The sequence below is a fragment of the Streptomyces sp. NPDC050528 genome (assembly GCF_044457795.1).
In the GTDB taxonomy this organism is placed as follows: Bacteria; Actinomycetota; Actinomycetes; order Streptomycetales; family Streptomycetaceae; genus Streptomyces.
This window is the reverse complement of sequence record NZ_JBITHH010000029.1, coordinates 1-23,893: the sequence shown is the minus strand read 5'-3', so window position 1 is coordinate 23,893 and position 23,893 is coordinate 1. Positions and strand designations below refer to the sequence as shown.

Below are 23,893 nucleotides of genomic sequence, written 5' to 3'. Positions count from 1 at the left end.
CACCCCCCAGGTCATCGGTTCGACAGGGGGGAACAGCCATGCCGGGCCCGGAGGCCAGCGGCCCTCTTGCAGGACCGCAGAAAACATAACGGGGGAGCCGGGGTCCCGTGGGGGGGGCTGGGCTGGGCTGGCTGGTGTCGGTGCCGTTCGGGTGGGGGCTCGGGGTGGAGTGGGGGGCTTGGGCGGTGTCCGGGCTTGGGTTGGGTGCCGGGGTTCGCTGGGGCCGGGCTCGCTCGGGGTTTCGTGGACGAGGGCGGGCGGGGTCTGGTTCGCTCCGGCGCCTTGGCGGGGTGGGCTGCTGTCGAGTGCTGGAGTTCGGCGGGCCCGGGTCGGGGGTGCTCGGGGCTCGGCGGGGGTCTCATTCGCTCCGGGCGCCTTGGCGGGGGTGGACTGGCGCCGGTTCCGTGGACGAGTGGGCCGGGGTGCGGGGCATACCCGGGACTTGGTTTCAGACGGGGCAGTGTCCGGACTCCCACCGGACACCGGGGTTCGGCGAGGGCGGGTGCCGGGTTCGCGCAGAGTTCGGCGGAGGGGGGCGGACGGGGGCTGGTTCGCTCCGGGTGCTGTGGCGGGGGGGTGGGAGTCTCCGGGTGCCATGGACGAGCGGGCCGCAATACGCCGAGCGGGTCGCAGTACGGGGTGCATCCGAGGTCTGGTGACAGGCGTGGTGTGTCTGGACTCCCACCGGGTGCTGCGGTGGGCCCGTCTGGTGCCGGAATGGGCCCACCGGGTGCTGCGGTGGGGCGGATCCTGAGGCCTGGCTTGGTCCGAAGTTCGGCTCGGTGCCCGGGCTCCCGTGCGGTGCCGCCGGGCGCGGTGCCGAGGCTCACCTCGGGTCCCACGGCGAGCGGAACGGTGGCGGAACTCCCACTCGCCACCCAGGCTCGGCTCGGCCCAGGCGGTGCCTGCCGTGCCAGGTGCCAAGGGGGCCACGGTCACGGCAGGGGCGGCGGAGGCGGTGCCGCCAAGCGCCATGGGGCAGCCGGAGCGGTAACGAGGGAGTTCCCTCGGCCCGCGCCGTGCAGAACCCCCTCAGGTGCCCGCGTCGGGCCCCGGTGCCAGGACTCCCACCCGGCGCCGGGGCCCGACAGGGACGTAGAACCGGCATCGTGCAGGCCGGTCGGCACGGACGCGAGGGCCTGGCAGGAGGGCACCCGGGATCCGGCACCATGAAGCAGCCGGTCAGCCCCAGCGCCGGGACGGCCAAGGCTTCTTGGAGGACCCCGCGCTGTGCAGGCCGGTCGACGTCGGCACCGGGCCCCGGAGCGGTGACCGTGACCGCCAAGGCCTCCTGGAGGACCCGGCATCATGAAGCCCCGCCAGCGGTGGCGTCAGCGTCGGCCCCGGAGCCGTATCCGCCAAGGCCTCCCGGAGGAACCCGCACCGAGTAGCGCAGCCCTGCCAATCAAGCGCAGCCAGCGGAAGCGAAGGCCGACCCAGAACAAGCACCCGGCCCCAGCGCAGGCCACCAACACCGCCACCGGGGTAAGCCACCCATCCCGCCACCGAGGTAAGCAACCGCCCCCGGCGCCGGAAAAAGGAACGAGTACCGGTACCAAGGCACGCACCGGTACCCACACCCGGATAAGAAATCCAGTACCGCTACCAGGGCAAGCACCCAACCTCAGCGCGGGCCACGAACATCGCCCCCAGGGCAAGCACCCAACCCCAACGCGGGCCACCAACGTCGCCCCCAGGGCAAGCACCCAACCTCAACGCAGGCCACCAACATCACCACCCGGTCAAGCCCCCAACCCCAACGCAGGCCCCCAACACCACCCCCAGAGCAAGCAACCGCCACCCACTCCCCGCCAAGCGCCCCCCACCGCCACCGGGGTAAGCGCCCGCTACCCCGCCGGACAGGCGTCCCGTATCAAACCGGACAGCCGGTCCGTGTCAGCCTCGCGTCGGACTCACCCGCGCCCCACCCACCCCACCCCCGCACCCCCCACCGGCGAAATCCAGCCGCCCTCGCGGCGTGAACCGACCCCCGTCAAGCGGACGACCAGGAGGCGAAGACCTGCCCAATCGGGGCGAAAGCCGCGGTGAAGTGGAGTCCTGCTCTGATTCACCACCCCTGGGTCATCACATGGCGCGATCCGCATTCCTATGATGGGCCCACGACACCGCGGGCCGCTGCGACCAGGCAGTCCGACGCGGTGCAGACGCGGCGTGATGGTGGAGGGGTCGATGACTCAGGGGGCCGGTCAGGGACCCGAGATGGAGCGGACGGCGACGTTGCGCGACTTCCGGGTACCCGCGTACGTCCACGAGACCGGTCCGTACGCCGACAGCGCGCAGCCCGGCGACGCCGTACGACCCGACGAGGAGGCCTTTGACGAGGCCTTCGACGGGGTCTATCCGGAGGGCTACACGCCCACGCAGCGCGATCTGCCCGTCATCAATCGGGGTGACACGGTTCAGGTCGCGGTGGACCCGGCGGCGGTGGCCGTCCCGCAGCAGACGGAGGGCCCCGGTCCGCTGTTCGTCGTAGGGGATGTGCACGGCTATCTCGACGAACTGGTGGCCGCCCTGCGGGAGAAGGGCCTGATCGATGCCGAGGGCAGCTGGTGCGCGGGCACCGCGCGGCTCTGGTTCCTGGGTGACTTCACCGACCGCGGACCCGACGGCATCGGCGTCATCGACCTGGTGATGCGGCTGTCCGCCGAGGCCGCCGCGGCCGGCGGGTATTGCAAGGCGCTCATGGGCAACCACGAGCTGCTGCTGCTCGGCGCGAAGCGGTTCGGCGACACCCCCGTCAACTCCGGCGCCGGCACCGCCACCTTCCAGGCGGCCTGGCTGCTCAACGGCGGCCAGAAGACCGACATGGACCGCCTCCAGGACGTCCACCTGCAGTGGATGTCCCGACTGGACGCCATGGAGCAGGTCGACGGGCATCTGCTCGTCCACTCCGACACCACCGCCTACCTCGACTACGGCGACTCGATCGAGGCCGTCAACGACAACGTCCGCGAGACCCTCACGCGCAACGACGCGGACGAGGTCTGGGACGTGTTCCGCAAGTTCACCAAGCGCTTCTCCTTCCGCGACGAGGGCGGCGCCGAACATGTCCGCTCCCTGCTCGACATGTACGGCGGGACCCGGATCGTGCACGGCCACAGCCCGATTCCCTATCTCCTGGGCGACGTGGGCTCCGAGGACGGCGAGGACAGCGCCGGTCCCGTGGTCGAGGGACCGCACGTCTACGCCGAGGGACTGGCCATCGCGATGGACGGCGGAGTGACCATGGCCGGAAAACTGCTGGTCCAGCAACTGCCCCTGGATATCTGAGCGTTTATCGGGCAGGCGTCCCCTCCGGAGGAGCGGCGGACGACAGGCGGACGACTGGGCTGGCCAGGGGCCAATTTCTGGAAACCCCCTGTCACCGTGTGCCGTCGCCGCTCTACCATCGGCTTATCCGTAGCAGGCTCCCCTCCGTTTCTGCCCGACGGCTCGTTGGCATGCGAGCCCCAAGCCCTACGGAGCATCGGGGGATGCACATGAACAGCGTTCCGCAGCACCTGCACAGCGAGGACCGCCAGGAGTACGAGCGGATCCTCGACGAGGCGCTGCGCTCCGCCCCTACCCGCCCGGAACTGGCCGCTGTCGGTAAGCGGCTCAACCCCGAACAGCTGCGCACCATGGCGCTGAACGCCACCGCGCTCATCACGGCGGCCGCGGCGACCGAGTACCAGCACTACGTGAAGGTCCGCGAGGAACTGCGCCAGCCGGCGTCGTCCACCCCGTCGACCGTCCACGAGCCCGACTCCGCGGAGCCGGGCGGCGTGGGCGCGATGGGGCTCGCCACCACCCTGGGGGAGGCGGCCGAGGGTGCGGGCGCCATCGCCGTCGCCGCCGTCCTCACCCCTGTCCTGGCCGGCACGGCCGCGGCGATATTCCTGCTCGTGGGCTACATCCTCAAGATGCTGACCCCCGAGCCGGCCTTCGCCAAGACCATGCTCACCGCCGGCTGGGTGTTCGGCGCCATGACCGCCGCGGCGATCCTCGTCGCCGCCGTCGGCCTGCTGCTCACCGCTCTGCGCAACAGGCCCTCGCTCGACACCGGCCCCTACGGCGAGTCGGGCGGGGAGGTCGCCCGCGCCAGGGATGCCTGGCACGACGCCCTCCTGGAACGCGGCATCCTACCGTTCCTCCAGGAGGCACTCGCGGCTCCGGGCACGGCGACACTCCGCCGTACGACACCCACGGCACCGAGTCGTATGCCGCACCTCGGCTACGACCGCCCCGGCTTCTCCAGCCCGGACGACGGCCCCGAACCGGGTCACCGCCCGAGCTTCAGCAGCCCGGACTTCAGCAGCCCGGACTTCGGGGGGCCCGAACACCAGCCGGAGTAGCCCCTCGGCTTGCGCCCCCAACCAGGGGAGCGCAAGCCGAACGTCCGGTCACCCCTTCTCGGAGAGGGCGATGATCGCGATGCTGTCCGGCTGGGCGACGGCCAGTCGGTTGCCGTCCGGATGCAGGGCCGCGACGGGCGTCGGGATGTAAGTGGCCCCGTAACTCCCCTCCCTGCACGGCACCTCCACGGCCGGCCACTCCGCGAGCGACGCCCCGGTCGTGACGTCGATCAGCCGCGGATGCCCGTACAGCGAGACGAGCGTGTCACCCCGCGGGATCAACGTGCCGATGTGGAAGTCGACCCGGTTGCGATGAACCCACCGCTTCTCGGAGAGCGACCACACGCCCAACCGCCGTCGGCCCAGGCCCGCAGTCTCCGCGCTCGCCGCGGTCTCCTCGGTGTCGTCCTCGTCGGCGAACTCCTCCCCGGTCGCCACGGCCACCCGGTCACCGTCGAGCCAGCAGGCCGAGATCACCTCGGAACTGTCGCCCGGGTACACGGACAGCACGCCACGGCCGTCGAGCACCGCGGAATCCGTCAACGCCCGGTCCAGGTCGAAGACTTCGACGATCCCGTGCGGATGCCACAGCCAGCCCGCCGACAGCAGATGCGTCCCACTCGGGGACACCACCAGCCGCGAGTGCAAGACCTCGTTCCGAGTACGGTCGCCGCCGGTGAGCCGTTCGCCCGTCTCCGCGTCCTCGATCTCCAGCAGGTCGTACTCGTCCGGGCAGTGCACCAGTACCTCACGGCCGTCCCGCAGCACCCCGAGGGCGACCGGATGGTCGAAGTCCCCGGCGTGGTCGTCACTGCGGCCCAGCTCACGGACCGGCCGATCGCCCTCCAGCAGCAGTGCCCCGGTGCCCCGCTCGTGGTAGACCACGGTGAACCGGCCGGTCGGAGAACTGACGCTCCGGTCGAAGGAATACCCGTGATCGACCGAGACCTGACGCTCCACCCCATCGGGACCCCACCGCCGACCACCCACGACATCGACCAGATCCTCGCCGTCCCACGCCAGCGACTGCGCCTCGTCCGTCACCTGAAAAAGAATCACGGTCCCCATCCCCCAGTCCCCCAACCCACGACAACACAGCTCCGAAGCCACTCAACCTCCTGGCGCAGAGCCGATCAACAGGGGGTCAACCCGTAGTTCGTACGGGGGCCAGGCGCACCCCTCATCCGGAGGGCAGTCCCATCCCCTCGCGCCGGCGGATCCGGTTGGCTGGTGATCGTCGCTGATCGGGAACGGAACACCGGGGGATACGAACATGCAGATGCCGTCGTCGAAGAGGGCCGGCGCCACCGTGCTGGCCGCAACGCTGCTCGCGCTGGGCTCACCCCTGGCCGCGACCGCCGCCACTACCACTACCCCCGCCGGGCACCCGGCGCCGAAGCCGTCGTCGTACACCGAACACACCCTCCAGCATGACCTCGCAGCCGTACGGAAGGCCGGCGGCGGTGACGTGAACGTGCTGGCCAGGGTCGACGGACCGAACGGCCCACCGCTCATGGCCCGTATCGGCACCCGAACCGTCGACTCCACCGCCCCGATCCCCTGGAACGCCCACTTCCGTGTGGCGAGCACCACGAAGACGTTCGTGGCGACCGTCGTCCTCCAACTCGTCGCGGAGAAGCGGCTGTCGCTCGACGACACCGTCGAACACTGGCTGCCGGGCGTCGTCTCGGGCAACGGCAACGACGGCAGCCGCATCACCGTCCGCGACCTGCTCCGCCAGACCAGCGGCCTGTACGACTACGTCGACGACCCGGAGATCCAGGACCGGCTGATCAACCACTTCGACGAGAACCGCTACGACGCCACCCCCACGGCCGACCTGGTCGCGGTGGCGATGAAGCACCGGCCGCTGTTCGTCCCCCAGCCGGGCGGGCCCACTCGCTGGGCGTACTCCAACACCAACTACCTGCTGGCCGGGATGATCGCCGAGAAGGCCGGCGGCGCGAGCTGGCAGGACCTGGTCGCACACCGGATCATCGCGAAACTCGGACTGCGGAACACCTCCATCCCCGGGCTGGACCCCTTCCTGCCCGACCCGCACGTGAACGCCTATCTGACGACCTCCGACGGCAAGCGCCTCGACGTCACCGACCACAGCTTCCAGCACACCGCGGACTCCGGTGTGGTGAGCACCACCGCCGACCTGAACACCTTCTTCCGCGCCCTGGCCGACGGCCGGTTGCTCCCCGCCGAGCAGTGGCGCGAGATGCGGCAGACCGTCGCGCGGAACGACGACCCGGAGGACGTGGCCGAGATGCCCGAGGGCACCTACGGCCTCGGCCTGCGCAAGATCCCGCTCTCCTGCGGCGGTTTCTACTACACCCACGAGGGCGACGGCGCGGGCGTCAACACCCGGCCCGCGGTGAGCGCGGACGGCAGGCGAGCGGTGACGGTCTCCATCACGACCACCACCGCGCCGCCGGACCTGGCCGCCCTGAACCGCGCGACGGGCGCGCTTGTCGACCATGCGCTGTGCCGAACGCCGAAGAGCTAGAGGCCAGAGCCGGCCGGTAGCCGCTGGACGGTGAGCCCGCCGGTCGTCGTCAGTCGGCGATCGGCAGGTACACCCGGTCGCCCGCCGCGGCGAACTCCTTCGACTTCTGCTCCATCCCGACCTCGATCTCCTCCCGACTCCCGCCGTGCTCACGGCGGATGTCCTGGGAGATCTTCATGCTGCAGAACTTCGGCCCGCACATCGAGCAGAAGTGGGCCGTCTTGGCGGGCTCGGCCGGAAGTGTCTCGTCGTGGAACTCCCGTGCCGTGTCCGGGTCGAGGGCCAGGTTGAACTGGTCCTCCCAGCGGAATTCGAAGCGGGCGTCGGACAGCGCGTCGTCCCACTCCTGTGCACCTGGGTGCCCCTTGGCGAGGTCGGCTGCGTGGGCGGCGATCTTGTAGGTGATGACGCCGGTCTTGACGTCGTCACGATTGGGCAGGCCCAAGTGCTCCTTGGGCGTGACATAGCAGAGCATGGCCGTGCCCCACCAGGCGATCATCGCGGCACCGATGCCGGAAGTGATGTGGTCGTACGCAGGCGCGACGTCCGTCGTCAGCGGGCCGAGCGTATAGAACGGAGCTTCATCACAGATCTCCTGCTGAAGGTCGATGTTCTCCTTGATCTTGTGCATCGGGACATGTCCCGGGCCCTCGATCATGGTCTGTACGTTGAAACGCTTCGCGATCGTGTTGAGTTCCCCGAGCGTCCTCAACTCCGCGAACTGCGCCTCGTCGTTGGCGTCCGCGATCGAACCGGGCCGCAGGCCGTCGCCGAGCGAGTACGTGACGTCGTAGGCGGCGAGGATCTCGCACAGTTCCTCGAAGTTCTCGTAGAGGAACGATTCCTTGTGGTGCGCGAGGCACCAGGCCGCCATGATCGAGCCGCCGCGCGAGACGATGCCGGTCTTGCGGTTCGCCGTCAGCGGTACGAACGGCAGCCGTACGCCCGCGTGGACGGTCATGTAGTCCACGCCCTGTTCGGCCTGTTCGACGACCGTGTCCTTGTAGATCTCCCAGGTCAGCTCCTCGGCGCGGCCGTCGACCTTTTCAAGCGCTTGGTAGAGCGGCACCGTGCCGATGGGGACGGGGGAGTTGCGCAGCACCCACTCGCGCGTGGTGTGGATATTGCGGCCGGTGGACAGGTCCATGACCGTGTCGGCGCCCCACCGCGTCGCCCAGGTCATCTTCTCGACCTCCTCCTCGATGGAGGAAGTGACCGCGGAATTGCCGATGTTGGCGTTGACCTTCACCAGGAACCGCTTGCCGATGATCATCGGCTCGATCTCGGGATGGTTCACGTTGGCGGGCAGCACCGCCCGCCCGGCCGCGATCTCCTCCCGGACGATCTCGGCCTCGACGTTCTCGCGTACGGCCACGAACTCCATCTCGGGCGTGATCTCGCCCCGCCGCGCATAGGCGAGTTGCGTGACCGCCGTACCGTCGCGGCCTCGGCGCGGCTGACGCGGCCGCCCGGGGAAGACCGCGTCCAGGTTGCGCAGTCCGCCGCGCGGTGAGGTGTGCTTGATCCCGTCGTCCTCGGGGCGGACGGGCCGGCCCGCGTACTCCTCGGTGTCGCCGCGGGCGATGATCCAGTTCTCCCGCAGCGGCGCCAGCCCCCTGCGGACATCGGTGTCGACGAGCGGATCGGTGTACGGGCCGGAGGTGTCGTACAGCGTCACGGACTGCCCGTTGGTGAGGTGCACCTGACGGACCGGCACCCGCAGATCGGGGCGCGAGCCCGCGACGTACCCCTTGTGCCAGCCGATGGACTTCCCGGCCTCCGTGGGCTGCTCGGCCCGTGCGGACTCCTCACCCGGAATGGGCTGTTCGTCCTGGCTGGAGGCAGGCGTGCGTACATCCTTGTTGGTCATGAGACCTACTCCCTACGCCGGCATTACCCGGTAACAGGTTCGGCGGTCGACGCAGCGGCTTCCGTCAGCCGATGTTTCATGTGAAACATCACTCGATTCAGGTGACGTTTCCCGTGAAACATCGCAGAGACGAAGGTCAGCGCCCTCTCAGCCCGGTGCTCCGAGCTCCCGCGTGTGCAAAGGTGCCTCCACGCTAGCGTCATAAGTGGCGCGGTGAACAGTGGGCCTCCGGCGTTCTTGCGATGATCGGGCGGTGACCACGACACAGCAGCCCCCGTACCCGCCGACCGGGCCGCCGCATGGCCACGACCATGGATCCGGCGACGACCACGGGTCCGGTGAAGGCGGTCACGGTCATTCGCACAGCCATGGTCCCGCCGCCCCCGTCTCCCGGCACCTGCGCAAGGTCATCGCGGCGATCCTGATCCCGTTCACCGTGGCGGTCGTGGTCGGCATGGTGGTGCTGTGGCCCGGCGGCGCCCCCTCGCACAAGCGCACCGGCGTCGGCTTCGACCGGCAGACCCAGCAGGCGACGGTCACCAAGGTCGTCAGCGTGAGCTGCTCGTCGGTGAACGCCTCGGGCGGGGGCTCGACCGGGGACACCTCCACCGCCGAGGGCTCGTCGGCGGCGCAGGAGGCGGCCGGTACCTGCAAGAAGGCCACGGTCACGGTCTCCACCGGCAAGGACAAGGGCCGTACGTTCACGGAGATCGTGCAGCCCGACCAGTCACGGCAGTTGCATCAGGGCGAGAAGGTCGTGGTCGCGTACGAGCCCTCCGCGCCCAAGGATCTGCAGTACTCCGTCACCGATGTGAACCGTAAATTCCCGATGGCGCTGCTCGCCGGGATCTTCGCGCTGGCCGTCGTGGTGGTGGGCCGGCTGCGCGGTGTCATGGCGCTGATCGCGCTGGCCATCAGCTTCATGATCCTGAACTTCTTCATCCTGCCCGCGATCCTGCACGGCTCGAACCCGCTGATCGTGGCGGTGGTCGGTTCGAGCGCCATCATGCTGATCGCCCTCTACATGTGCCACGGTCTGTCGGCCCGTACGTCCGTGGCGGTACTCGGCACCCTGATGTCACTGGTGCTGATCGGCGTCCTGGGCTCCGTGTTCATCGGCTGGGCCGCGCTGACCGGCAACACGGACGACAACACCGGCCTGATCCACGGGCTGTACCCGTCGATCGACATGAGCGGTCTGCTCCTCGCCGGCGTCATCATCGGTTCGCTCGGTGTGCTCGACGACGTGACGGTCACCCAGACCTCGGCGGTCTGGGAACTGCACGAGGCCAACCCGTCGATGGGCTGGCGCGGGCTGTACCGCGCCGGCATCCGCATCGGCCGCGACCACATCGCATCCGTCGTCAACACCCTCGTCCTCGCCTACGCGGGCGCCGCTCTGCCACTGCTCCTGCTCTTCTCCATCGCGCAGAGCAGCGTCGGGGCGGTCGCCAACAGCGAGTTGGTCGCCGAGGAGATCGTGCGCACGCTGGTGGGTTCGATCGGCCTGGTCGCATCGGTACCGGTCACCACGGCCCTCGCGGCCCTGGTCGTCTCGGCGGACCGACCGGGACCCGATGCGGCTCCGGCCGGTGCGGTACCGGCAGGCGGTGCGGTTTCAGCGGGTGGGGCTACGGCGGCCACGGCGGCGCCGAGTGCCAAGCCCGCGGCGGCGCGCGGCGGGAAGGGCCGACGCCGCAAGCACTGAGCGCCACCGGCACTGCGGTGGGCGGCGAGAACCGCCCCAGAGGGCCACGCAGAAGCGTTACTGCGGATCCTCGGGCCCCCCAAGCCTTCAAGCTCACACGGGGCCTTCAGAACTCCACAGGGCCCTTCAGGGCTCGCGGCGCCTCCAGCGGCTTCGGTTCAGGGTCCGTGGCGAAGCGTTACGCCAACTTCCCGACCCCCTACCGCCGGACCACGTCACCCCGCGCTCTGCTCCTCCGCCAGAATGCGGTCCAGCGCCTCGTCGAGGTGGGTGTCGAAGTCCGCGAGGGCGCCCTCCTGGCCGAGCGGCACCAGTCGGTCGGTGCGGTCGAGGAACGCCACGAGCGGGGCCGCGCCGGTGCGGAACAGCGCCTGGTCGCTGCCCACCTGAAGCCGGATCAGCACCTCGCCCAGCGTCTCCGGGTCGACGGGCTCGATCCGCACGTCGCCCTCCCCGCACGCCATGCCCACCCCATCGATCAGCAGCTCGCGACCGAAGGTCCAGGTCACCGGGGCATCGCCCGGCAAATGGAAGGTCAGCCGCACGGCGTACGGATCGGACGTCTCGTAGCCCAGCTCGACCGGGATACGGAAGGAGAGCTCCTCGGAAACGAGGAAGCTCATCATGACCTCTGCCTGTACGGACTCGCGCATCGCCTATCCCGTCAACTGCCGTCGCCTGGCCGGGAATGATCCCCGTGACACTGAAGGAATATTGCTGAACGTACACGTTAGATCACAAGGAGTAAGTTTTCAGATACTGATAGAGAGCGCGAGCGACCCCAGAAGCCTGTCGACCTCGGTCTGCAACTGCCGTGCCGCGACCGGCAGTCGCTCGGCCTGATGCGCGGGCAGCGAGATGGCCATCGTGGCGGCCGTGGCGCCGAGTGTGATCGGAATCGCCGCGCAGACCGTCCCCAGCGCGTACTCCTGACGCTCCACCACCAGCTCCGTCCGCCGCATCCGGTCCAGTCGCCGCAACAGTGAGTGGTCGTCACGCACGGTGTACGGCGTGAGAGACCGCACGGGGTAGCGGTCGAGGTGGTCGCGGCGGACGTCCTCACCCAACTGGGCCAGCAGACACTGCCCGATCGCGTGCGCGTGCCCGGTCTCGCGGAAGTCCGCCCACTCCTCGACCGCCGGATTGCCGGCGGTGTCGGAGACGCACAGGACCTCGATCTCGCCGTCGCGGTACATCGCGTAGTACACCGGCACACCGATCAAATCCCGCCACTGCGCCAACGCGTCGACGATCGTGCTGCGACGTTTCTCCTGCGCCCCGCTGCTGCTCAGCCGCTCAGCCGCCTCCCCGAGGAAGAACAGCCCCTTGTCACGGCGGAGATAGCCCTCGTACACCAGGGTGCGCAGCAGGTGGTACGCCGTGGGAAGGGCGAGGCCGGTCTCGCGGGCCAGTTGCTTGGCGGGAGCTCCGTGGTCGTGTCCGGCGACGGACTCCAGCAGGCGCATGGCCCGTTGCACGGAGCCGATGAGGGTGGCGGCGGACTGGTGTTGGTCGGCGGCGGACGACTGCCGGTCAGGGGCGGGTAGCTGCTGGTCGGGGGCGGGCTGCCGCCGGTCGGGGGCCTCGGTGGCCGGCGCCGCGGAACGCTGTCGCGGCGGGGTCGCAACGGGGCCTGACCGCGCGGGAGTTGCCACGGGGCGTGGCTGCGCCGGTGCCGGCACGGGTCGTAGCTGCGCGGGGATCGAGACTGAGCGCGGCCGACTGGGTGGTACGAGCTGGGTGGGGGGTGCGTGTGGTTCTACGGGTGCGGTGTCAACCGTGGCCAAGGGTCACTCCCGGAGCGCGAGGGGGCAGCCCGTGCGGGGAACACGGGGAGGGGGTGCGCCGCCCGCGGGGTTCGTCCCCGCGTCGAATTCCGGACTTTAACCGCCAACCACCGCCCGCAGACGGCCCGTCCGGAAAACTTCCCCCGCCCGAGGGAACCGGTGATTCCTGTTACCGATCACCGGTCTCCCCGCGGGAACCTCACCAGTCGCCGCGCGAGGAGGAGCTCGACGTGAACTTCCGCACGACGTAGACCAGTCCGCCGACCAGCGCCACGAAGACCAGCGCCTTGAAGAGCAGTCCGATGACGACGGTCAGGACGGCCGTTATCAGCCCGCCGAACACGACCAGGGCGATGACCGGCACCGCGACCCACTTCACCCACCACGGCAGTCCCGCGAAGATCTCTCGCATTGTCCTCGTCCTGTACCTCTCCGCCCGTCGCTCGAACCGGGTCCGGTCTGTGTCCGGCACTCCCGTGCCGGATCTCTGATGTCCTGCACTCGATGCTAGGGCGGGCGAAGGCCGAACGGGGGCCTCGCATCCCTTGTCCTCCCCTGACCGTTCCCCTAGGGAACCCTGAGACACGGGTCAGGCTTCGGGTGGAGAGCCGGGTCTGCGGAGGCTCAGGCCTCCGGAGGCGAGAACACCACCAGCACCCGCAGGTCCTCGCTGATGTGGTGGAACTTGTGGGCCACCCCGGCCGGCACATAGACGACGCTGCCGCGCGCCACCTGGGTGGTCTCCATGCCGACGGTGATCGCGGCCCGGCCGCTCACCACGAAGTACACCTCGTCCTGGTTGTGCGGCTGCTGCCGGTCGTGCTCACCGGAATCGAGCGCGTACAGGCCGACCGACATGTTCTTCTCGCGCAGGAACTGCAGGTACGCGCCGTCGTTGGCGGCGCGCTCCGCCTCCAGTTCATCCAACCGGAATGCCTTCATCGCCCTCGTCCACGCTCGGAGTCGATCTCTTCTGTCACGATCAGACACATGAAGAATTTCCTAGTCAAGACGATCGCCAACGCGGGTGCCCTGGCGGTCGCCGTATGGATCCTCGACAAGATCACCCTGACCGGTGACAGCACCTTCAAGAAGGTCTGGACACTGCTCCTCGTCGCCCTGGTCTTCGGCCTGGTGAACTTCCTGGTCAAGCCGATCGTCAAGGTGCTGACCTTCCCGCTGTTCATCCTGACGCTCGGCCTGATCACCCTGGTGGTCAACGCTCTGATGCTGATGCTCACTTCGTGGCTGGCCGACAAGCTCGACCTGAGTTTCCATGTCGAGGGCTTCTGGACCGCCGTCCTGGGCGGCCTCATCATCTCGGTCGTCTCCTGGGCGCTCAACGTCGTCCTGCCCGAGGGGGACTGAGCGCGCGATGACGTACCGGGTCAGCTTCGTCTGCACCGGCAACATCTGCCGTTCGCCCATGGCCGAATCGGTCTTCCGCGCGCGGGTGGCGGAGGCCGGGCTCGACGGCCTGGTCGAGGTCGACAGCGCGGGCACGGACGGCTGGCACGAGGGCGACGGCGCCGACCCGCGCGCCGTCGCCGTCCTGGAGGAGCACGGATACGGCACCGACCACACCGCCCGCCGCTTCCAGGCCTCCTGGTTCGCCCGCCTGGACCTCGTCATCGCCCTCGACTCCGGCCACCGCAAAACCCTGCGCCGCCTCGCCCCGACCGAGCAGGACGCCCAGAAGGTCCACCTGCTCCGCTCCTACGATCCCGACGCCGGCGACGACCTCGACGTACCGGATCCGTACTACGGGGGCCTGGACGGCTTCGAGGAGTGTCTTGAGATGGTGGAGGCGGCGAGCGAAGGCCTGCTCGCCGTGGTGCGTGAGGAAGTGGAGGGACGAGCGGTATGAGTGATTCCGCGACAGCCGGGGGTATCGGGAACGGCGCCGGGGACGGCACACGCGCGGTGCGCGCCGGCCTGCCCGAGCCGGTGAAGTACGAACCGACGCTCCCCGGGCCGGTGTTCGCCGCGCACTTCCATCTCCCGGGCGAGGCGACGGGACCGTACAAGTACGGCCGCGACGAGAACCCGACCTGGACCCACCTGGAGCGCGCGATCGGCGAACTGGAGGCGCCCGGACGGGACGACGTCGAGACGCTGGTGTTCGCCTCGGGGATGGCCGCCATCTCGTCGGTGCTCTTCTCCCAGCTGCGCGCGGGCGACGTGGCCGTCCTGCCCGACGACGGCTATCAGGTGCTGCCCCTGGTGCGCGAGCAGCTGGAGGCGTTCGGCATCGAGGTGCGCACCGCGCCGACCGGCGGTGACGCCCAGCTCGACCTCCTCGACGGCGCCAAGCTGCTGTGGATCGAGACGCCGTCGAACCCCGGGCTCGACGTGTGTGACATACGGCGGCTCGCCGACGCGGCACACGCGCGTGGCGCCCTCGTGGCCGTCGACAACACCCTCGCCTCGCCCCTGGGACAGCGCCCGCTGGAACTCGGCGCCGACTTCGCCGTGGCGAGCGGCACCAAGCAACTCACCGGGCACGGGGACGTCCTCCTCGGCTACGTCGCGGGGACCGACGCCGCCGCGATGGCCGCCGTACGCCGCTGGCGCAAGGTCGTCGGCGCGATTCCCGGGCCCATGGAGGCCTGGCTCGCGCACCGCTCGATCGCCACGCTCCAGCTGCGCGTCGACCGGCAGAACGCCACCGCGCTGACCCTCGCGCAGGCCCTGCGCGAACGGGCCGACGTGACGGGGCTGCGCTACCCGGGACTGCCCGACGACCCCTCGTACAAGATCGCCTCGCAGCAGATGCGGCGCTACGGGTGTGTGGTTTCGTTCACGTTGCCCACGCGCGCGCGTGCCGAGCGTTTTCTGGACGCGCTGCGGCTCGTGGACGACGCGACGAGCTTCGGAGGGGTGCGGTCGACCGCCGAGCGGCGCGGGCGCTGGGGCGGGGACGCGGTACCGGAGGGCTTCGTTCGCCTCTCGGTCGGTGCCGAGGACCCCGAGGACCTGGTGGCGGATGTGCTGCGTGCGCTGGACGAGTCGGCGCGGTGAGTGCTTTACGGACCGCCGGTCGGTGTCCGGCTACGCACAACGGACGGTCCGAGCCTCCCCCCTCGTGGCTCGGACCGTCCTCGGTTCTGCGCGCGAAGAACCGCGCGCACAAGGCTAGTTGACTCTGTGTCAGTGTCCAATCACAGTAGCGACAGCGACCTATCGACTTATTTATAGTTGGGCCCTGCCCGGGGCCGGAGGAAGGGTGGGGAAAGGAGTGTGCGTGCCATGGATCTGGCCTTGCTGCGCACCTTCGTGACCGTGCACCGGGCCGGTTCCTTCACCCGCGCCGCGGCTCTGCTGGGCCTCTCCCAGCCGGCGGTGACGTCCCAGATCCGCACCCTGGAACGGCAGTTGGGCCGCCCCCTCTTCCTGCGTCAGGCCCGTGGGGTCACTCCTACGACCATGGGCGACGAACTCGCGCACAAGGCCGCGCCGCATCTCGACGCCCTCGTGGAGATAGCCGAGACGGGCCCCGACAACGACTCCTCGCTGCGCACCCTGCATCTCGCCGGTCCCCCCGAGTTCACAGCCGAGCGGGCCCTGCCCGCGCTCACGGAGCTGACCGGCGACGACGGCCAGGGCTTCGCCTTGCGCGCGTCCTTCGGGAACGCCGAGGAAACCCTGGAGGGACTTGCCGCCGGACATCATGATCTGGCCATCAGTACGGCCCGTCCGCGAGGCGCTCTGCTCACCGCGACAACGCTCTGCGACGAGGAGCACGTCCTGGTGGCCGCCCCGCACCGGGCCGAGCAGATCCGCTCCGGGGAGCCCGAGACCAAGGACGCGCCCGCTCTGGACGACCTCCCCGTGATCGAGGTCCACGAGTCGCTGCCCTTCGTCTCCCGGTACTGGGCCTCCGTCTTCGACTCCCGTCCGGCCGCCCCGGGCACCGTGATCGTGCCGGACCTCCGCGCGGTCCTCGCCTGCGCGATCGCGGGCGCCGGGCTCGCGGTGCTGCCCCGCTATCTGTGTGCCCTGGCACTGAAGCGCGGCGAGGTCGTCCCACTCCACGAACCCGCGATACCCCCGCTGCGGACGTATTTCCTGGTGGTCCGCACCGGCACTCTCGCGATGCCGCACATCGCCCGGGCCCACGAGTGGCTCCAGCGTGCGGCCGCCCACTGGGGCTGACCAGGCACTTTGTCGCCGTTCCGCAGCGAGGCCGCTGGTTCCACGTGAAACATCACGCTCCGAACCGTCAAGGTGACGTTTCGCGATGTTTCACGTGGAACCAGCCGGGCCACATTTCTCCCATGACCGTCCGACCCGTGGTCAAGCGCACCGCACGTGCCGTCCTCCTCGACGGCGACGCCCTGATCCTGATCAAGCGCACCAAGCCCGGTGTCGATCCCTACTGGGTCACACCCGGTGGAGGCGTCGAACCCGAGGACACCACCGTCGTCGACGCCCTGCACCGCGAGGTGCACGAGGAGCTCGGCGCCAAGATCACCGATGTGGTGCCCTGCTTCGTGGACACCGTCGAGCACATCGGCTCGGACGCCGCCTCGACCGGCGTGAAGGTGCAGCACTTCTTCGTCTGCCGTCTGGAGTCCATGGACCCGGCGCTCCGCCACGGCCCCGAAGTGGACGAGCCCCTCGGTGAGTACGAGATCGTCAGAGTGCCCTTCACTCGCGTAGGCATCGCGTCCGTCCACCTCGTGCCCCTGTCTCTACGGCACTATCTGGACGGCAACATCGAAGGGGTCCTCGCGATGCACGCCCCCGACCTGGGCTGACGCCGCTGGCACCGGGTCAGTCCCCGGTGGTCACCAGCTCCTCGACCGAGTCGTGCCGTATGCGGTCCGACGGGATGCCGGCGTCCCGCAGGGCATGGACACCGCTGCGGATCATGCCGGGCGGGCCCGAGACGTAGGCGTCGTACTCGTTCCAGGGCCCGTATGTGCGGATGGCGTCCGGGAGTTGGAGGAGTCCGTGCCGGTCGACGATCGGCCGGACCGCGAGCCACGGGTGCGACTGCTGGAGCCTGAGCATCGTGTCGATGTCATAGAGGTCGTGGTCGGTGCGGGCGCCGTAGAACACCTCCACCGCTCGCCGCTCGCCGCGCTCGGCGACGTCCTCGACGAGTGCCTTGATCGGCGCTATGCCGGTGCCGCCGCCGACGCAGAGCAGTCCGCTGTCGGTGCTGTGGTCCACGGTCATCGAACCGGCCGGCGGCCCGAGCCGGATGACGTCGCCGGGCCGGGCGCGGTGCACCAGCGCGTTCGAGACCCAGCCCGCGGGGACGGCCTTCACATGGAAGGTCAGCAGTCCGTCCGAGCGGGGCGCCGAGGCGAAGGAGTAGTGCCGCCAGATCCGCGGCCACCAGGGCGTCTCCAGGCTCGTGTACTGCCCGGCGAGGAAAGGATACGGCTGGTCCGGGCGGACGGTGACGACGGCGACGTCCCTGGTCCTGAGGTCATGGGTGACGACCTCCGCGTGCCACCAGGCCGGGGCGCGCAGTTCGTCCGCGGCGGCCGCGTCGATCATGACCTGCGAGATCGTCGTGTACGCCCGCACCCAGGCCGCCTCCGTCTCGGCGTCCCAGATGGCGGAGGCGTACTTGTTCAGCGCGCCGATGAGGCACTCGCCGACGGCCGGGTAGTGCTCGGGCCGGGTGCCGTACTTGCGGTGCCCGCGGCCAAGGTTCTGCAGATACGCGACGAGGACCTCGGTGTTGTCGATGTGCTCGGCGGCGGTGAGCAGCGCCTTGAGCAATCGGTCCCGTTGGGTGTCCATCGCCGCCGGGAACAGCGAGCGCAACTCGGGGTGGCGCACGAAGAGCAGCGCGTAGAAGTACGAGGTCACCTTGTCGGCCACGGGTCCGACTTCGGACATGGTCCGGCGGATGAGCACGGCGTCCGGGGAGGCCTTGTCGGTGGCGGTGGTGGGGCCGGACGAACGCTGGGCGGGTACGCGCACGGGGGTGGGCGCGGGGGGTGCCGGCGGTATCTCGGCGACGGCGGGAGCGGGTGCGGCGGGCTGCGGTGCGTGAGGCGGGGGTGCTGCCGACGCGGGCGCGGAAGCCATGGGCGGCGGCGCGGGTGCGGAAGCCATGGGCGGCGGCGCGGGAGTTGGGAACTGAGTGGGAGTTGAGGGCTGCGGGGCGGTCGCGGCCGGCGGTATTCGCTCCTGGCCGGGTGCTACGCCCTGCCGATCAGCGTGCTCGTCGGGATCGGACGCGGCGCGGTCACCACTCGGAGTTGGTGGGGCTGGTGGCCCAGCTGGGGCCGACGGGACCGGCGGCGCGGGCGGGGCTGCTGTGGCCGGCGGGGCCAAGGGAGCCGAACTCTCCGTGGGCGGACGCTCATTGGTCCCCGCCCCGCCCCTGCGGACTGGACGCAGCACGGCCGGACGCCGTCCCTCCGTCGCCCCACGCTCTTCGCCCGGAGGCACCTCCGGCTGTTTGCGCGGAGTGAACCAGCCGCCCCCGCCGCTGCCGCCGGACGTGCCGTTGTCGGCCGACGTGGTGGTCGGAGCGTCCATGGTGTGCCTCGCCTCGAACATCTTTCGGTCGGTCTGCGGGCTTCCTCGGCCGGAAGCTGCCTGCTTTCCGCGCGGACGGCTTGCTTCTCCCCGTTCGGTCAAGCTGCCGATACAGCCATATCCAACCCACATTCCCACTGCGTACGGACAAGTAAGGCGAGAGTGTGACATTGCCCGCAGTACTCTCACGCGGCGTCCGGCTCCGGACAAGAACCGGAGTCGACCCTACCGGCCCGCGCTCGGCACACAAGTGCCGCCTCGCTCCCCCGCGAACAGGGGGAGGGGCGAACCATCGATTCCCTCAATTACCGGGCGCCGCGCACCAATTCGTAGGCATCCCACAGATCCCGCCCCTCATAGGAGTGGGTCGCGAGGCCCGTCAGATGCCGATCCGCATTGACCGCGACAGAGATGGGCACAACGCCGAACAGGTCCTTGTCCGACATCGAGTCGCCGTAGGCGACACAGTCCGCCCTCGTCACCCCGAACTCCTCACACAGCCGATCCGCGATCACCACCTTGGCGGCGGAGTTGAGGACCCCGGCCAGGTCCATGGACGGCGCGGTAAACGGCACGGCGGGGAACAGCGATCCGTGTGCCGCATGGGCACCCCAGCCCGTGAGTCGTTCCACAAAGAAAGAAGGCGAGAGCGATACGACGGCGCAGTATTCGCCGGCACTCCTGATCTCGGCCCAGACCTCACGGATCCGCGCCAGCCAAGGGGCGCCTTCGAAAGCCGCCGCCACATGCGCCTCGGTGAGTTCCGCCCACAGCGTGTACACCCGGGTCGCATACTCCGGCGGTCCGATCAGACCGGCCGAGATCGCCTGTTCAAGCTCCACCGTCTCGGATTCCAGGCCGAGTTGACGGGAGATCTCCAGGGGCGCGCTGGTTCCGTGCAGCAGAGTGCCGTCGAGGTCGAAGAGATGAAGTCTCGCCATAAGCCACGAGGCTAGTCGGAGGAACTGTGGCATCTTCCGCGAGCCTGCCGGCCGCTCGCCGTTCGCCGGTGTTTCACGTGAAACATCCGGCTTCTGTCGGTACGTTGTGCCGCTGATCACGACATGGCCAAAAGCACGTACGTCTCACCGGAAACAGGTGGACGCCGACAACGCACGTCAGACAGCCTGACCTGCGTGCCGACTCCTTCCCTCGCCGCTCTGCCCATCCGCCGGCTGACGCTCCGCGATCGCCTCGCCTGCGCCGACCTGTCCGAGGACCGGGGGTGGCCACGCGAGGAACACAAGTGGGGCTTCCTCCTCAGCGCCGGGAAGGGCTACGGCATCGACGCCCTCGAGGGCGGCCTCCTCGCAGCCTGCGTCACCACGGAGTACGGCCCGCAGGAACGCCCGGATCTGGTTGCCATCGGCATGGTCCTGGTCGCCGAGCGGTACGCCCGCCAGGGCGTGGGACGCCGGCTGATGCAGCACCTGGTCTCAGCGATGGGCACCACACCATTGACCCTGCACGCGACCCCGTACGGCCGCCCGCTCTACGAGGAACTCGGCTTCAAGGCGACCGGCCGGGCCGAGATGCTGCTCGGGCACTTCACCCCTGATGGACCTGAATCCCGAATCGCCACCCGTGCGGCCGCGGCCGAGGACCTCGCCGGCATCCTGCGCCTCGACGAGACGGTGTTCGGCAGCGATCGCACGCCCTTCATCACACGACTGCCCGCCTTCTCCGACCAGTTGAGGGTGGCGGAGGAGAACGGCCGGATCATCGGCTACGCGGCCGCGTGGCCCAACATGGACACCCAGGTCGTCGGTCCGCTGATCGCCCAGGACACGGAGACGGCGAAGGCCCTCCTCGCCTCCCTCGCCGCCCGCACGGACCGTCCGCTGCGCACCGACATCGACGTACGCCACGAGGACCTGCTGTCCTGGCTGAAGGAACGTGGCCTGGTCTCCGTCGCGTTCAACACCGTCATGACCTACGGCATCGCGGAGCTGCCCGGCGACTGGACGCGGCGGTTCGCTCCCCTGACGGTCGCCGCCGGCTGACTCTCTCCGGGCACGGAGAACGCCGGCCCCCGACCTCGTCGGCAACCGGCGTTCCGTCGTCCTGAGACCTCAGACAAGTGCCTCTACGGCGGCCTGGGCGAAGCCGTGGTCCTGCGTCGGGGCGCCGCCACCGACCCCGATCGCTCCGACCAGCCGACCATCACGGTGCACCGGGATGCCACCCGCGATGAACAGCAGGGGCCGGTCGAGCGCGGTGGGCAGGGTGTGGAAGAGGCCTCCGGGCTGAACGGCGTCGACGAGGTCGGCGGTGGGGGCGTTCAGCTGAAGCGCGGTGTACGCCTTGCGGGTGCTGGTCTCCCCGGAGATCAGCACGGCCCGGTCGTCCCGGCGGAAGGCAAGCAGGTGGCCGCCCGCGTCCAGCACGGTGATGCTCACGGTGACCCCGGCGGCCTCCCCGGCTCGGCGGGCCTCGGCGACGAGCGCTTCGGCGTCCTGGATGGTCAGCGGGGCTACGGCGGTGGTGGTGCTCATCAGTGTTTCTCCTTGCGGGTGTTGCTGTTTCTGGTGGTGGTCGTACAGCACGGTCGGCTGTTGGTCGCACGGCCGAGGTCGGCGTGGATGCACGGGGACGGCCCTGGCTCCGTGTCTCGCTGCTCCGGCCGGGCGGGGTCAGTGGTGGACGGCGGTCCGCTGCTCGCTCGGCACACCGGCCGCCACGACGGCATCGCGGGCGCCGGTGTGGCGTTCCAGGACGGCCGAGATGATCGCGAGGACCAGGGCGGCCGCGGCGAGGACGGCACCGACCCAGTTGGGGGCGGTGTAGCCGAAGCCGGCCGCGATGACGATGCCGCCGAGCCACGCGGAGAGCGCGTTGCCGAGGTTGAAGGCGCCGATGTTCACGGCCGAGGCCAGCGTCGGGGCGCCGTGTGCCTGGTCGAGGACCCGCTTCTGCAGCGGCGGCACGGTGGCGAAGCCCAGGGCGCCGATGAGGGCGATGGTGACGGCTGCCGCGATCTTGTTGTGGGCGGTGACGGTGAAGAGCGCGAGCACGACGGCCAGGGCACCCAGCGAGACATACAGCATGGGCATCAGGGCGCGGTCGGCGAACTTGCCGCCGACGAGGTTGCCGCCGACCATACCGAGGCCGAAGAGGACGAGCAGCCAGGTGACGGAGCCGTCGGCGAAGCCGGCGACGTGGGTCATCATCGGCGCGATGTAGGTGATGGCCGCGAAGACGCCGCCGAAGCCGAGGACGGTCATCGCCATGGCGAGCAGGACCTGGGTGTTCTTGAAGGCGGCGAGTTCGTGGCGCAGGCGTACGCCCTCGGCCTTGGGCAGGTCGGGTACGAGCTTGGCGATACCGGCCAGGCCGATCACACCGAGGCCCGCGACGATGGCGAAGGTGACCCGCCAGCCGATGGACTGTCCGACGAGGGTGCCCAGCGGGACGCCGACGACGTTGGCGACGGTCAGCCCGGTGAACATCATCGCGATGGCTCCGGCCTTCTTGTCCGGGGCGACCAGTTCGGCCGCGACGACCGAGCCGATGCCGAAGAAGGCACCGTGAGCGAGCGAGGCGACCACGCGGCCGATCAGCATCACCGAGAAGCTGGGAGCGACGGCGGAGAGCAGGTTGCCGAGGATGAACAGGCCCATCAGCAGCATCAGCATCCGCTTGCGGGGGACCTTGGTGCCGAGCACGGTCATCAGCGGGGCGCCGATCACCACACCCAGCGCGTAGCCGGTGACCAGCAGTCCCGCGGTGGGGATGGAGACCCCGAAGTCACCCGCGACCTGGGGCAGCAAGCCCATGATCACGAACTCGGTCGTGCCGATTCCGAAGGCCCCGATCGCGAGGGCCAGAAGCGCGAGAGGCATGTGGAGGTACCCTTCCCAGAAGATTGCAGGAGCGCCTTACGTGCGTTCACAATAGTTGCAGACGCGGGCTATATGCAAGCGCGGACTATTTCATCTGTGCTCTATCCTGGGTTCAGCCGCTCCGGGACGGAGGAAACGCCAATGACAGCGACGGACCCCGCACTCACCGCCCTTGCCCAGGGTTGGTGCGCCCTCTCCTTGCTGCACGGGAAGATCGAGGCGCACATCGAGCGCGCCCTACAGGCCAAGCACGACCTGAGCATGCGGGAGTACTCGCTGCTCGACGTGCTCAGCCGGCAGCACGACGGCGACGGGGGCCATCTGCAGATGAGGCAGGTCGCGGACGCGGTCGTCCTCAGCCAGAGCGCCACCACCCGGCTGGTCACCCGGCTCGAGGACCGCGGCCTGCTCGCGCGCTACCTGTGCCCGACCGACCGCCGGGGCATCTACACGAACGTCTCCGAGGCAGGCCTCGCGCTGCTCGAAGAGGCCCGCCCGACCAACGACACCGCACTGCGCGAGGCACTCGACGCAGCCGCCACGAACCCCGAACTGGCGCCGCTGGTCCGAGTCGTGGAGTCGATGAACGTGCCCGCGTAGGTCCCGTCCCGCACCGCACGCACGTCTCTGCCTACACCTCTACCTAAGGTGGAGGCATGGGAGATCTTGAGATACGAGCCGCAGTCACCGAGGACGTCCCCGCCATCGTCGGCATGTTCGCCGACGACCCCCTGGGCTCCCAGCGGGAGTCACCGGACGACCTGACGCCCTACCTGGCCGCGCTGGAGCGCCTGACCGCCGACCCGAACCAGCACCTCGTCGTCGCCGTGCGCGAGGGCCGTGTCGTCGGCACCCTCCAGCTCACGGTCATTCCGGGGCTGTCCCGCAAGGGCGCCACGCGCTCGATCATCGAGGCCGTACGCATCCACGCAGACGAGCGGGGCAGCGGCCTGGGCACACAGTTCATCGAGTGGGCGATCTCCGAGTCCCGCCGTCAGGGCTGCCAACTCGTCCAGCTGACCTCCGACGTCAGCCGCACTGACGCCCACCGGTTCTACGAGCGGCTCGGCTTCACCGCCTCACACGTGGGCTTCAAGCTCGCCCTCTGAAGAGCCCGTTTGAAGGGTCCGTTTGAAGACCCCGTTCGAAGGGCCCGTTCCGAGACGGAAGCGAGGCATCCTGCCGACAGCGGGAGGTGTCGTGTTTCACGTGAAACACGACACCTCCCCCCACCAAACACAGATCCGCGACCCCCCCCCCCCACACGCTCCCCCCCACCCACCCCAAAAACCCCCTCGAGGTAAAGCAG

General features: G+C 69.6%; 22 protein-coding genes and 1 riboswitch. Of the genes, 12 read left to right on the top strand and 10 right to left on the bottom strand.

Translation table 11 applies throughout. The annotated features are described in order from the left end of the window. The first annotated feature begins 2,190 nt into the window (after positions 1 to 2,190). A complete protein-coding gene (locus ACIBK4_RS50405) occupies positions 2,191 to 3,291 on the top strand; it encodes a metallophosphoesterase (RefSeq protein ID WP_399006947.1) in 1,101 nt (366 codons plus the stop codon). 203 nt (positions 3,292 to 3,494) lie between these two features. Then, the gene (locus tag ACIBK4_RS50400) at positions 3,495 to 4,355 is read left to right on the top strand and encodes a hypothetical protein (RefSeq protein ID WP_399006945.1); all 861 of its coding nucleotides are present in this window, start codon (positions 3,495 to 3,497) and stop codon (positions 4,353 to 4,355) included. A gap of 48 nt (positions 4,356 to 4,403) precedes the next feature. Here ACIBK4_RS50400 and ACIBK4_RS50395 read toward each other — a convergent pair whose 3' ends face one another. Beyond that, a complete protein-coding gene (locus ACIBK4_RS50395; RefSeq protein WP_399006943.1) occupies positions 4,404 to 5,423 on the bottom strand; it encodes a hypothetical protein in 1,020 nt (339 codons plus the stop codon). A gap of 211 nt (positions 5,424 to 5,634) precedes the next feature. Between ACIBK4_RS50395 and ACIBK4_RS50390 the strand changes: the two genes are divergently transcribed. Then, positions 5,635 to 6,870 (top strand): serine hydrolase domain-containing protein, encoded by a 1,236-nt coding sequence (locus ACIBK4_RS50390; RefSeq protein ID WP_399006941.1) that lies wholly within the window; start codon positions 5,635 to 5,637, stop codon positions 6,868 to 6,870. A gap of 49 nt (positions 6,871 to 6,919) precedes the next feature. Here the strand turns inward: ACIBK4_RS50390 and thiC are convergent, their stop codons facing one another. Further along, positions 6,920 to 8,740 (bottom strand): phosphomethylpyrimidine synthase ThiC, encoded by a 1,821-nt coding sequence (gene thiC, locus ACIBK4_RS50385; protein WP_399006939.1) that lies wholly within the window; start codon positions 8,738 to 8,740, stop codon positions 6,920 to 6,922. Beyond that, positions 8,733 to 8,922: riboswitch (TPP riboswitch) on the bottom strand. (Overlaps the previous gene by 8 nt.) A 71-nt stretch (positions 8,923 to 8,993) precedes the next feature. Between thiC and ACIBK4_RS50380 the strand changes: the two genes are divergently transcribed. Then, complete coding sequence (locus ACIBK4_RS50380) at positions 8,994 to 10,448, top strand: YibE/F family protein (RefSeq protein ID WP_399006937.1); 1,455 nt, start codon at positions 8,994 to 8,996, stop codon at positions 10,446 to 10,448. A gap of 215 nt (positions 10,449 to 10,663) precedes the next feature. Here the strand turns inward: ACIBK4_RS50380 and ACIBK4_RS50375 are convergent, their stop codons facing one another. The 4 genes from ACIBK4_RS50375 to ACIBK4_RS50360 all read right to left on the bottom strand — a co-directional run bounded on the left by ACIBK4_RS50375 (position 10,664) and on the right by ACIBK4_RS50360 (position 13,177). Beyond that, the gene (locus tag ACIBK4_RS50375; RefSeq protein WP_366435050.1) at positions 10,664 to 11,101 is read right to left on the bottom strand and encodes an SsgA family sporulation/cell division regulator; all 438 of its coding nucleotides are present in this window, start codon (positions 11,099 to 11,101) and stop codon (positions 10,664 to 10,666) included. Between the two features lie 99 nt (positions 11,102 to 11,200). Next, positions 11,201 to 11,914, bottom strand: a complete 714-nt coding sequence (locus ACIBK4_RS50370; protein ID WP_399006950.1) for an IclR family transcriptional regulator — start codon at positions 11,912 to 11,914, stop codon at positions 11,201 to 11,203. Between the two features lie 520 nt (positions 11,915 to 12,434). Beyond that, positions 12,435 to 12,647 carry a DUF5326 family protein gene (locus ACIBK4_RS50365; RefSeq protein ID WP_399006935.1) on the bottom strand — a complete coding sequence of 71 codons (213 nt, stop codon included), beginning with the start codon at positions 12,645 to 12,647 and terminating at the stop codon, positions 12,435 to 12,437. A 212-nt stretch (positions 12,648 to 12,859) separates the two neighbouring features. Beyond that, positions 12,860 to 13,177 carry a cupin domain-containing protein gene (locus ACIBK4_RS50360; RefSeq protein ID WP_262060822.1) on the bottom strand — a complete coding sequence of 106 codons (318 nt, stop codon included), beginning with the start codon at positions 13,175 to 13,177 and terminating at the stop codon, positions 12,860 to 12,862. 48 nt (positions 13,178 to 13,225) lie between these two features. On the opposite strand from ACIBK4_RS50360, the gene ACIBK4_RS50355 reads away from it, so the two are divergent. The 5 genes from ACIBK4_RS50355 (at position 13,226) to ACIBK4_RS50335 (ending at position 16,995) form a co-directional block, all read left to right on the top strand. Then, on the top strand, positions 13,226 to 13,603 hold the full coding sequence (locus ACIBK4_RS50355) for a phage holin family protein (RefSeq protein WP_033285767.1): 378 nt from the start codon (positions 13,226 to 13,228) through the stop codon (positions 13,601 to 13,603). A 7-nt stretch (positions 13,604 to 13,610) separates the two neighbouring features. Beyond that, a complete protein-coding gene (locus tag ACIBK4_RS50350) occupies positions 13,611 to 14,102 on the top strand; it encodes a low molecular weight protein-tyrosine-phosphatase (RefSeq protein ID WP_399006932.1) in 492 nt (163 codons plus the stop codon). After that, a complete protein-coding gene (locus tag ACIBK4_RS50345) occupies positions 14,099 to 15,256 on the top strand; it encodes a cystathionine gamma-lyase (protein ID WP_399006930.1) in 1,158 nt (385 codons plus the stop codon). Before ACIBK4_RS50350 ends, ACIBK4_RS50345 begins: the two co-directional genes overlap by 4 nt. A gap of 228 nt (positions 15,257 to 15,484) precedes the next feature. Beyond that, positions 15,485 to 16,390, top strand: coding sequence for a LysR family transcriptional regulator (locus tag ACIBK4_RS50340; RefSeq protein WP_399006928.1), 906 nt, complete (start codon positions 15,485 to 15,487; stop codon positions 16,388 to 16,390). A gap of 122 nt (positions 16,391 to 16,512) precedes the next feature. After that, positions 16,513 to 16,995, top strand: coding sequence for an NUDIX domain-containing protein (locus tag ACIBK4_RS50335; RefSeq protein ID WP_399006926.1), 483 nt, complete (start codon positions 16,513 to 16,515; stop codon positions 16,993 to 16,995). A gap of 16 nt (positions 16,996 to 17,011) precedes the next feature. Here the strand turns inward: ACIBK4_RS50335 and ACIBK4_RS50330 are convergent, their stop codons facing one another. Beyond that, entirely contained in the window at positions 17,012 to 18,742 is a 1,731-nt protein-coding gene (locus tag ACIBK4_RS50330; protein WP_399006924.1) for a globin domain-containing protein, read from the bottom strand. Positions 18,743 to 19,047: 305 nt separating this feature from the next. Then, entirely contained in the window at positions 19,048 to 19,683 is a 636-nt protein-coding gene (locus tag ACIBK4_RS50325) for an HAD family hydrolase (RefSeq protein ID WP_399006921.1), read from the bottom strand. 195 nt (positions 19,684 to 19,878) lie between these two features. Between ACIBK4_RS50325 and ACIBK4_RS50320 the strand changes: the two genes are divergently transcribed. Next, on the top strand, positions 19,879 to 20,745 hold the full coding sequence (locus ACIBK4_RS50320; RefSeq protein ID WP_399006919.1) for a GNAT family N-acetyltransferase: 867 nt from the start codon (positions 19,879 to 19,881) through the stop codon (positions 20,743 to 20,745). Positions 20,746 to 20,814: 69 nt separating this feature from the next. On the opposite strand, the gene ACIBK4_RS50315 is transcribed toward ACIBK4_RS50320, so the two are convergent. Continuing rightward, on the bottom strand, positions 20,815 to 21,237 hold the full coding sequence (locus ACIBK4_RS50315) for a heme-binding protein (protein WP_399006917.1): 423 nt from the start codon (positions 21,235 to 21,237) through the stop codon (positions 20,815 to 20,817). Between the two features lie 138 nt (positions 21,238 to 21,375). Continuing rightward, positions 21,376 to 22,584 (bottom strand): MFS transporter, encoded by a 1,209-nt coding sequence (locus ACIBK4_RS50310; RefSeq protein WP_399006915.1) that lies wholly within the window; start codon positions 22,582 to 22,584, stop codon positions 21,376 to 21,378. A gap of 141 nt (positions 22,585 to 22,725) precedes the next feature. On the opposite strand from ACIBK4_RS50310, the gene ACIBK4_RS50305 reads away from it, so the two are divergent. Beyond that, positions 22,726 to 23,184, top strand: a complete 459-nt coding sequence (locus ACIBK4_RS50305) for a MarR family winged helix-turn-helix transcriptional regulator (protein ID WP_399006913.1) — start codon at positions 22,726 to 22,728, stop codon at positions 23,182 to 23,184. Between the two features lie 56 nt (positions 23,185 to 23,240). Continuing rightward, positions 23,241 to 23,693 (top strand): GNAT family N-acetyltransferase, encoded by a 453-nt coding sequence (locus ACIBK4_RS50300; protein WP_399006911.1) that lies wholly within the window; start codon positions 23,241 to 23,243, stop codon positions 23,691 to 23,693. Positions 23,694 to 23,893 lie beyond the last annotated feature (200 nt).